This is a genomic window from Mesorhizobium sp. M7A.F.Ca.US.006.01.1.1, from assembly GCF_003997935.1.
Lineage (GTDB): Bacteria > Pseudomonadota > Alphaproteobacteria > Rhizobiales > Rhizobiaceae > Mesorhizobium.
The window spans coordinates 1-9,669 of sequence record NZ_RZQL01000253.1; the positions used below are offsets into that span (position 1 = coordinate 1).

Sequence of the window (9,669 nt, forward strand, 5' to 3'; positions counted from 1 at the left end):
ACCTTCGGCACGCCGACCATGTCGCCGCACTGCGCGGACGATGTGAAGTATGGCGTTGTCGAGCGGGTGGTTGCCGACTTTCAGGCCATGAAGCGGGATCGAATGGTTTTCGCTGGCCAGAAGATCGCGGACCTCATCACCGTCAACGGCGTGCGTGTCGTTGCCGAGGACGGCACCTGGGGGCTGGTGCGCGCCTCGTCGAACAAGCCGGAACTGGTCGTGGTCGTCGAAAGCCCGGTGTCGTCGCAGCGTCGACGGGAGATGTTCGAGGCTGTCGACGCCGTGCTGCGCCGCAGCCCCGAAGTGGGCGCCTACAACCAGACCTTTTGAATGGTAGTTGAATGACCGAGCGGATTGTCAGTTTTGTCATGAGCGGCGGCGTCGGCTCGCGGTTGTGGCCGCTGTCGCGCGAGGACAATCCCAAGCAGTTTCACGATCTGTCTGGCGACGGCTCGATGCTGGCCAAGACCTTGCGTCGGCTGACGGCCCGGCCGGAAGGCGAAACCCCGATCTTCCTGATCGCCGCGGAGCGCCATGCCGATCGTGTCCACGCCGATCTTGCCGGCCTCGACCTTGCCGGCGGCGGGCCGCTGTTCGAGCCGACCGGGCGCAACACAGCGGCCGCCGTCGCACTGGCGACGCTGCGCACACTGTCCGAGTTCGGCGACAGCCTGGTGCTGGTGGTGCCGTCTGACCATGAGATATCGACCCCGCGCCAGTTCTGGCAGAGCGTCGAAGCCGGCATCGAGGCAGCGCGTAGCGGCCGGCTGGTGGTGTTCGGCATCAAGCCGACACAGCCCGAGACCGGCTTCGGCTATATCGAGGTCGCGGCCGAAAGCGGCGGCATCTTCGACGTGTCGCGCTTCGTCGAAAAGCCGGATCTTGCGACTGCGCAAAGCTATCTCGAGGCCGGAACCTTCTACTGGAACACCGGCATCTTCCTGTTTCGCGCCAGCACCATGCGTGACGCCTTCTTAGCGTTCCAGCCGGATATCTGGCAGGCCACCGAAGCAGCTTACAAGGCAGCGACATCGGATCTGTCCGGCCTTTACATGCCGCTGGAACTCTACGCCGCCATTCCTCCGAACTCGATCGACTACGCCATCATGGAGCGGGCAAAAGACATCGCGATGGTGCCGGCCGGCTTCCGCTGGAACGATCTCGGCTCGTGGCAGTCGCTGCTCGATGTCGGCCCCGCAGACGACCGGGGCAATGTCATCATCGGCGATGTCGTCGCTATCGACTGCGAGAATTCCTACATCCGGAGTGACGGCCGCCTGCTGTCGGCGATCGGCATGAAGGACATCGCCATCGTTTCGACATCGGATGCCACCTTCGTCGCCCCGGTCAGCCACAGCCAACACGTCAAGAAGATCGTCGAGCAGCTTGAAAAATCGGGTCGCCTGGAAACCAGGTTCACGCCGGCGCATGACCGCGTCATCGAAAGCGGCGCCTGGCGGCGGCGCGTGCACCACTGGCTGTTTCAGGAGACCTTGCCGCTGTGGTCGACATCGGGCGTCGACGAACGCCATGGCGGTTTTCACGAAGCGCTTGCCCTGGACGCCTCGCCGTTGATGAAGCCCAAGCGTATGCGCACCATGGCAAGGCAGGTCTATGCCTTCGCCGTCGCCCGGGCGCGCGGCTGGGACGGTCCGGCCGACCGGCTGATCAGCCACGGCATCGCCTTCATGGCCGGCAAGGGCCGCACCGATAAAGGCGGCTGGGTTCGGACGCTGAATGTCGACGGTTCGGTCGCCGACGCCACCGAGGACGCCTACGATCATTCCTGCGTGCTCCTGGCACTGGCGCATGCGCATATGTCGGGCAATGCCGACGCCTTGCGCCTCGGCGAGGAAACCTTCGCCTTTCTCGATGCGCATCTCGAAGACAGCCGCATGACCGGCTTCCTTGAGACATCGGACGGCAAAGGTGAACGCCGCTCCAACCCGCATATGCACCTGCTCGAGGCCTTCCTCGCTTGGCACCAGGCGACCGGCGAGCGCGCTCATCTGCGCCGCGCGGCGCGTATCATCGACCTCTTCCGCAGTCATTTCTTCGATCCGGAAAGCTGGACGCTTGGCGAGTATTTCGATGCCGAATGGAAACCATCCGCCGGCGAAAAGGGCTCATGGACCGAGCCGGGCCACCATTTCGAATGGGCCTCCTTGCTGGTCGATTTCGCCGGGCGCAGCGGTCAGGCCGAGTTGAGCGGCTTTGCCCGGAAACTTTACGCATCGGCCACCGCCAATGGCCTCAACCGCGCCACCGGGCTTGCCTATGGCGCCGTCTCGCGGCAGGGCCTGCCGCTCGACCTGATATCACGCAGCTGGCCGCAGGCCGAAGCGGTGAAGGCGGCGATCGCGCTGGATGGCTCGGGCGGCCCTGATCTCAAGCCGGAAATCGAAGCGCGCGTCGGCCGGCTGTTCCGCTGGCACATCGACCCGGCGCCGCTCGGCCTGTGGATCGACCGCATCGACGAGCGCGGCCGCTCACTGGCATCGGACGTGCCAGCCAGCATCTTCTATCATCTGGTCTGCGCGCTGACCCAGTATCTGGACAGCACGGCCGACCCGAAGGCGTAGAGGCTTGGATCAATACGGGCTCGCTACATCCCCGGTCTCGACATACACCGACTTCAGCTGCGAATAGAGTGCCAGTGCCGCCAGCGAATTCTCGCGTCCGATGCCTGACTGCTTGAAGCCGCCGAACGGGATTTCCACCGGCGTCAGATTGTAGGCGTTGATCCAGCAGGTGCCGGCCTGCAGCTCGGCGATGACGCGGTGGGCGCGCGGCAGGTCGCGCGTGAAGACGCCGGCGGCGAGACCGAATTCCGTGTCGTTGGCGCGGTCGATCACCTCGTCCTCGCCATCGAATTTCAGCACGCTCATGACAGGCCCGAAAATCTCCTCGCGGGCGATGCGCATAGTGTCGGTAACGCCGGTGAACACGGTCGGCTCGATGAAGAAGCCACCCTGGAAACCCTGCAACGAGGGCACATTGCCGCCGCAGGCGAGAATGGCGCCATCTTGCTTGCCGATTTCGATATAGCCGACCACCTTGTCGTGCTGCGCCTTGGAGACCAGCGGCCCCATCTGGGTTTCGGGGTCGAGCGGGTCGCCAATGCGGATTTTCTTGGTCCGCTCTATCAGACGGGCGACAAAGCGGTCGTGGATGCCGCTCTGCACGAAGACGCGCGTGCCGTTGGAGCAGATCTGGCCGGTCGAATAGAAATTGCCGAGCATGGCGCCGCCAATGGCGTTCTCGACATCGGCGTCGTCGAAGACGATCAGCGGCGATTTGCCGCCAAGCTCCATCGTCGCGTGCTTCATTTTTGAGCCGGCCAGCGACAGCACCTTGCGGCCGGTCGGCACCGAACCGGTCACCGAGACCTTGGCGACGACATCGTGGCCGACAAGCCCGGCGCCGACATCGCCATAGCCCTGCACGACATTGAACAGGCCGTCGGGCAGCCCGGCCTCGCTGTAGATCTCGGCCAGCGCCAGCGCCGACAGCGGCGTGTTTTCCGATGGCTTGAACACCATGGCGTTGCCCATGGCGAGCGCCGGCGCCGATTTCCAGCCGGCGATCTGGATCGGGTAGTTCCAGGCGCCGATGCCGACACAGACGCCGAGCGCTTCGCGCCTTGTGTAGGCGAAGGGTCCGCCGAGATCGACCGACTCGCCATTGTAGGCGGCAACCGCACCGCCGAAGTATTCAAGGCAGTCCGCCGCCGAAGGGGCGTCCGCCACCAGCGTTTCCTGGATCGCCTTGCCGGTATCCAATGTCTCGATGCGGGCGAGGTCGGCGTTGCGGGCGCGCAATATGTCGGCGGCGCGGCGCAGGATGCGCCCGCGCTCGACCGGCTTCAACCGCGCCCAGGCGGGCTGCGCCGCCCGCGCTGCCTCGACGGCGAGCTCCAGCACGTTCGGCGTCGCCGAACGCAGCATGGCAATGGTCTCACCGGTTGCCGGATAGATGACCGGCAGCGGCGCGCCGCCCTCGTCCTCGATGTAGCGTCCATTGACATAGTGCGATGCCGTGGGCTGAGCGCGCATGGAAGTCTCCAGATTGTCTTTCGCGGCATGCGGATCGTGCAGTCACACGATCATGCTCTATCTGTCCGACGCCTGCCAGCGCGGATTGATCCATGGTTCCTGGTTGGACGGCGCCAGCGGCGTGCGGCCAAGGATGTGGTCGGATGCCTTCTCGCCGGTCATGATCGACGGCGCATTGAGATTGCCGTTGGTGACACGCGGGAAGATCGAGGAATCGGCGACCCGCAATCCTTCGACGCCGATGACCCGGCACTCCGGATCGACGACACTCATCATGTCGTCGGCGCGGCCCATCTTGCAGGTGCCGCAAGGATGGTAGGCGCTCTCTGCGTGATCCCTGATGAAGATGTCGAGATCGTCGTCCGACTGCACGTGGCTGCCCGGCGATATTTCCGTGCCCCGATAGAGGTCGAACGCCGACTGGCCGAAGATCTCGCGTGTCAGCCGGATGCAGTGGCGGAACTCGGCCCAGTCGTCTGGATGCGACATGTAGTTGAAGTGGATCACCGGTTTCGATTTCGGGTCCGGCGAGCGCAGCGTCACCGAGCCGCGCGACTTCGAGCGCATCGGCCCGACATGCGCCTGGAAGCCGTGCGACTTGGCCGCTGCCTTGCCGTCATAGCGGACAGCGGCAGGGATGAAATGGTACTGGATGTCGGGGTAGTCGACGCCTGCACGTGAGCGCACGAAGGCCGCCGCTTCGAAATGGTTGGTGGCACCAAGCCCGGTCTTGAGGAACAGCCACTGCGCCCCGATGAGTGCTTTCGAGAACGGATTCAGCACCGAATTGAGCGTGATCGGCAGCAATGATTCCTGCTGGATGTAGAGCTCCATATGGTCCTGCAAATTGCGGCCGACGCCGGGTCTGTCGGCCACCACCGGAATGCCGTTTTCGCGCAAATGTTCGGCCGGGCCGATGCCGGACAGCATCAGGATCTTCGGCGAATTGATCGACGATGCGGCGACGATCACCTCACGTCGCGCCTTAACGACCTGAATCTGTTTGTGAGCTTCGATCTCGACGCCGATAGCGCGCTGATTCTCGATGATCACCCGCCGCGCAAAGCCCTTGACCAGACTCACATTTTTGCGCTTCAGCGCCGGCTTCAGATAGGCTGATGCGGCAGACCAGCGGCGGCCGCCGCTTATGGTCTGCTCCATCGGCCCAAATCCTTCCTGCTTGGAGCCATTATAGTCGTCGGTCAGTTCGAACCCGGCCTGGCGGCCGGCCTCGACAAAGGCGCCATAGAGCGGATTTTTACGCGAGCCGCGCTGCACATGCAGCGGGCCGCCGTGCCCGCGCCAGCCATCCTCGCCGCCGTCCGAGTCCTCCATGCGCTTGAAATAGGGGAGCACGTCAGCGAAGCCCCAACCGGCCGCACCCTCTTCGGCCCAGTGGTCGAAATCGCGGGCGTGGCCGCGCACATAGACCATGCCGTTGATCGAGGATGAACCACCGATGACCTTGCCGCGCGGTGTCGCCAGCACGCGGCCGCCGAGATGCGGTTCCGGCTCGCTGGCAAAGCCCCAGTCGTAGAGGCTCATGTTGAGCGGGATCGACAGCGCCGACGGCATCTGGATCAGCGGCCCGATATCGCTGCCGCCGAATTCGATGACGATGACCGAATGCTTGCCGTCCTCCGACAGGCGATAAGCCATGGCCGAGCCGGCCGAGCCGGAGCCGATGATGACGAAATCCGCTTCAAGCATGGTTCATATGCGCCATGAAATCGGCGAGCGAGACATTGCCGCCGGTAGCCACAACAAGGACGGTCTTGTCCTTCACATCCACCTTGCCGCCGAGCAATGCCGCGATCGACGCCGCCCCCGATGGCTCGAGCACCAGCTTCATGCGCTCGAAGGCGATCCGCATGGCGCGCCGCACCGAGGAATCGTCGACGGTGATGCCGCGAACGCCGGCGGTCTTCACCGCCGCGAACGGAGCATCGCCCGGCCGTCGCGACATCAAACCGTCGCATATCGATTTCGGCCCGATCGGCATCGTCTCGATGCTGCCATGTGCCAGCGACGAGCCCATGCCGTTGAAACCTTCCGGCTCGACGCCGATGATCTCTGTGGCGGGCGACAGATAGTGGAAGGCGAGCGAAACGCCGCCGATCAGCCCACCGCCGCCGACCGAGCAGAACAAGAGGTCGGCGCTGGCACCTTTGGCTTCGAGTTGGTCAAGCGCTTCGAGGCCGGCGCCCGCCTGGCCGGCGACGATCTCCGGATCGTCGAATGGATGCAGCAGGGCCAAGCCTTCGGTTTCGGCGATCTCGCGTGCCTTGGCGGCGGCGACTTCCTCACGCGCGCGCTCGCCATGGTCGGTCAGCACGACGCGGGCGCCATAGCCGGCCGTGGCATCACGCTTGGCGGCCGGTGCGTCGATCGGCATGACGATGGTGACGGGAATGCCGAGCGCCTGGCCGGCAGCCGCCAGCCCTTGCGCGAAATTGCCGGAGGAGTAGGCGACGACGCCTTTCCTGGCCTCATCAGTGGAAAGCTGCTTCAGGCGCCAATAGGCGCCGCGCACCTTGAATGAGCCGGCCCATTGCAGCGATTCCGGCTTGATGAAGACGCGTGCCGCCCCCGTCTCTCGGGCCAGTGCCGTCGATTCCAGCAGCGGTGTAATCTGCGTCGCCCTGGATGTGACGGCATAAGCCTGCTTGAGATGGTCGAGGGAAGGGACGAGAAGGTCTGACATCATTCGCCTCGCGGATACCTTTTGCTCTCTTCGAGATTGTCGAGGTTCATGTGATTGCGCATGTAACGCTCGGAAGCCTTTTGCAGCGGCTGGAAATCCCAGGGGTAATAGGCACCGTTGCGTAGCGCCGGATAAACGACCCAGCGGCGCGCCTGGCTTTCGCGGACGGCGGCATCGAAGCCGGCCATATCCCAGCGCGCCTGGACCTTGTCCATGAAGGCCGCCACCAGGCCCGCATTGGCGGGGTCGTCGGCCAGATTGATCCGCTCGAGCGGATCGGCTTCCAGATCGAACAGTTGCGGCGGATCGAGCTCGCAATGGACGAATTTGTATCTGCCGTCGCGGATCGCCACCAAAGGCGCGTTGGACCCTTCGGCGGCATATTCCATCAGCACCGGCTCGGTGCGCTCGATACCCTTGGTGAGCGGCAGCAGCGACTGGCCGTCGGTCCACGGCGCGATCGCAGCGATGTCGATGCCTGCGAGGTCGCAAAGCGTCGGCGCCACATCAAGATTGGAAACCGGCGTCTCGATCAGCCCGGCGTGAACGCCCTTGCCGGCAATCATCAGCGGCACCCGCGCAGAGCCCTCGAAGAAGCTCATCTTGAACCACAGGCCGCGCTCGCCGAGCATGTCGCCGTGGTCCGAGCAGAAGAGGATGATTGTGTCGTCGGCCAGGCGGGTGCGCTCGAGAACATCCAGGATCTCGCCCAGCTTGTCGTCGACATAGGAGATGTTGGCGAAATAGCCCTGTCGCGAGCGACGCACCTGGTCCGGCGTGATCTCGAAAGAAGGATAGTCGCTGGCGTGGTACAGCCGACGAGAATGCGCATCCTGCTCGTTATGCGCGATGAACCCGGTTTCCGGATCCAGCGCCTGGCAATGCTCATAAAGATCCCAATATTGCTTGCGCGCGACGTAGGGATCGTGCGGGTGCGACAGCGATACGGTCAGGCACCAGGGCCGATGGTTCGCATCGTCCTGTTCGCGCGAAAGCTGATAGAGCTTCTGCGTGGCGAGGAACACGACCTCGTCGTCATACTCCATCTGGTTGGTGATCTCGGCAACGCCGGCGCCGGTCACCGAGCCCAGATTGTGGTACCACCAGTCGATACGCTCGCCGGGCTTGCGGTAATCCGGCGTCCAGCCGAAATCGGCAGGATAAATGTCGGTCGTCAGTCGCTCCTCGAAACCGTGCAACTGGTCCGGCCCAACGAAATGCATTTTGCCCGACAGGCAGGTGTAGTAGCCGGCGGCGCGCAAATGATGGGCGAAGGTCGGAATCGACGAGGCGAATTCGGCCGCATTGTCATAGACGCCGGTGCGCGACGGCAATTGCCCGCTCATGAACGAGGCACGGCCCGGTGCGCAGAGCGGCGACGCCGTGTAGTTTTTGGCAAAGCGCGCCGAACGCGCGGCCAGCGCTTTCAGATGCGGTGTGTGCAGAAATTCCGCCGGGCCGTCCGGAAACAGGGTTCCGTTGAGCTGGTCGACCATGACGATCAGAAAATTGGGTCGCTTCATTGTCACTGTTTAGGCCGTTCGTCGAGTTTGGTTTCGAGATAGTCCTCGACCAGCGCGATCGCGGTCGCGGCGTCAGGCACGCCGTCTTTCAGCGCCCGCCTGATGTAGAGCCCGTCGATCATCGCCGCAGTCGCTTCGGCGGCGCGGTCCGCTTCGCCTCTGGGCAGGATGCCGGTCAGCCCGCTCATCAGGTTCGAATGCAGCCGCCGTGCATAGACCTTGAGCAGCCGGCGCAAGGCCGATGATTTCTGCGCCTCGACATAGAAGGCGAGCCAGGCGGCGATGGTTTCCGGCTGGAACTGGATGTCGGAGAAGTTGACGGCGACCACGGCCGACACCCGTTCGCGCGGGGTGGCAGCTGACTGAAGGGCGCGTCGCATATCGATGGTCAGTTCGGCCAGGATGTGCCGCATCGTCGCCAGCAACAACTCGTCCTTTGCGCCGAAATAATGATGGGCGAGAGCTGATGAAACGCCGGCGCGTCCGGCGATCTCGGACATGGTGACGTCGAGCGAACCGCGTTCGCCGATCGCGGAGATCGTCGCGTCGATAAGCGCCTTGCGGCGCAGCGGTTCCATTCCGACTTTCGGCATCTCGCCATGATCCCTTGAGAAAACAGGATTATTTTTTATTGACGCGTCAATCAACAAAAAAATCGGCACCGGCTTCGTCTGTACCAAGCGATTGTCTCGCTCCAGCCCTTCACGAAGTGGGTCCGATTGTTTATCTTTGAACAATAGATGCGACGCGCCGTGAGCCACATGCTAGGCCGGCGCCAAGGATGGAGACCGCCATGACCGCATGCATAGTCGGATGGGCGCATTCGCGCTTCGGCAAGCTTGAGGGCGAAACGCTCGAAAACCTCATCGTCAAGGTGGCAACGGACGCGCTCGACCATGCCGGCATCGGACCCGACGAGGTCGACGAGATCGTGCTCGGCCATTTCAACGCCGGCTTTTCGGCGCAGGATTTCACTGCCAGCCTGGTGCTGCAGGCCGACGACCGGCTGCGCTTCAAGCCGGCGACGCGCGTCGAAAATGCTTGCGCCACCGGATCGGCGGCGGTCCGCCAAGGGATCCGCGCCATCGACGCCAATGCCGCCCGCATCGTGCTGGTGGTCGGTGCCGAGCAGATGACGACGACGCCTGGGCCGGAGATCGGCAAAAACCTGCTCAAGGCGTCCTATCTGCCCGAGGATGGCGAGACACCGGCGGGTTTCGCCGGCGTCTTCGGCAAGATCGCGCAGGCCTATTTTCAGCGCTACGGCGACCAGTCGGATGCGCTGGCCATGATTGCCGCCAAGAACCACAAGAACGGCGTCGACAATCCCTATGCGCAGATGCGCAAGGATTTCGGCTATGAGTTCTGCCGCCAGGAAAGCGAGAAG

The 9,669-nt window shown here is 63.7% G+C and carries 6 protein-coding genes and 2 pseudogenes; 3 read left to right on the top strand and 5 right to left on the bottom strand.

Features of this window, described 5'->3' with window-relative positions; all coding sequences use genetic code 11:
* Both EN943_RS30625 and EN943_RS30630 read left to right on the top strand, forming a co-directional pair.
* Nucleotides 1-330, top strand: a pseudogene (locus EN943_RS30625) (phosphomannomutase/phosphoglucomutase); the annotation flags it as partial.
* 11 nt (nucleotides 331-341) lie between these two features.
* Nucleotides 342-2,582: a mannose-1-phosphate guanylyltransferase/mannose-6-phosphate isomerase gene (locus EN943_RS30630; protein ID WP_127415817.1), complete on the top strand. Its 2,241-nt coding sequence runs from the start codon at nucleotides 342-344 to the stop codon at nucleotides 2,580-2,582.
* 9 nt (nucleotides 2,583-2,591) lie between these two features.
* On the opposite strand, the gene betB is transcribed toward EN943_RS30630, so the two are convergent.
* From betB to betI, 5 genes are read right to left on the bottom strand one after another with little or no spacing between them, the layout of a single operon-like run.
* Nucleotides 2,592-4,055, bottom strand: a complete 1,464-nt coding sequence (betB, locus tag EN943_RS30635) for a betaine-aldehyde dehydrogenase (RefSeq protein WP_127415818.1) — start codon at nucleotides 4,053-4,055, stop codon at nucleotides 2,592-2,594.
* Nucleotides 4,056-4,112: 57 nt separating this feature from the next.
* A complete protein-coding gene (betA, locus tag EN943_RS30640; protein ID WP_127415819.1) occupies nucleotides 4,113-5,765 on the bottom strand; it encodes a choline dehydrogenase in 1,653 nt (550 codons plus the stop codon).
* Nucleotides 5,758-6,759: a threonine/serine dehydratase gene (locus EN943_RS30645; protein ID WP_127415820.1), complete on the bottom strand. Its 1,002-nt coding sequence runs from the start codon at nucleotides 6,757-6,759 to the stop codon at nucleotides 5,758-5,760. Before EN943_RS30645 ends, betA begins: the two co-directional genes overlap by 8 nt.
* Complete coding sequence (betC, locus tag EN943_RS30650; RefSeq protein WP_164778462.1) at nucleotides 6,759-8,288, bottom strand: choline-sulfatase; 1,530 nt, start codon at nucleotides 8,286-8,288, stop codon at nucleotides 6,759-6,761. The genes EN943_RS30645 and betC overlap by 1 nt, the downstream gene beginning before the upstream one ends.
* Nucleotides 8,285-8,875 (bottom strand): transcriptional regulator BetI, encoded by a 591-nt coding sequence (gene betI / locus EN943_RS30655; protein ID WP_127415822.1) that lies wholly within the window; start codon nucleotides 8,873-8,875, stop codon nucleotides 8,285-8,287. The genes betC and betI overlap by 4 nt, the downstream gene beginning before the upstream one ends.
* 200 nt (nucleotides 8,876-9,075) lie before the next feature.
* Between betI and EN943_RS30660 the strand changes: the two are divergent.
* Nucleotides 9,076-9,669 (top strand): annotated as a pseudogene (locus EN943_RS30660) (thiolase domain-containing protein); the annotation flags it as partial.

What these genes read in the sequence shown, in the direction of transcription:
- EN943_RS30630 (WP_127415817.1), top strand. Translation starts at nt 342, where the DNA reads ATGACCGAGCGGATTGTCAGTTTTGTCATGAGCGGCGGCGTCGGCTCG.
- betB (WP_127415818.1), bottom strand. Translation starts at nt 4,055, where the DNA reads ATGCGCGCTCAGCCCACGGCATCGCACTATGTCAATGGACGCTACATC.
- betA (WP_127415819.1), bottom strand. Translation starts at nt 5,765, where the DNA reads ATGCTTGAAGCGGATTTCGTCATCATCGGCTCCGGCTCGGCCGGCTCG.
- EN943_RS30645 (WP_127415820.1), bottom strand. Translation starts at nt 6,759, where the DNA reads ATGTCAGACCTTCTCGTCCCTTCCCTCGACCATCTCAAGCAGGCTTAT.
- betI (WP_127415822.1), bottom strand. Translation starts at nt 8,875, where the DNA reads ATGCCGAAAGTCGGAATGGAACCGCTGCGCCGCAAGGCGCTTATCGAC.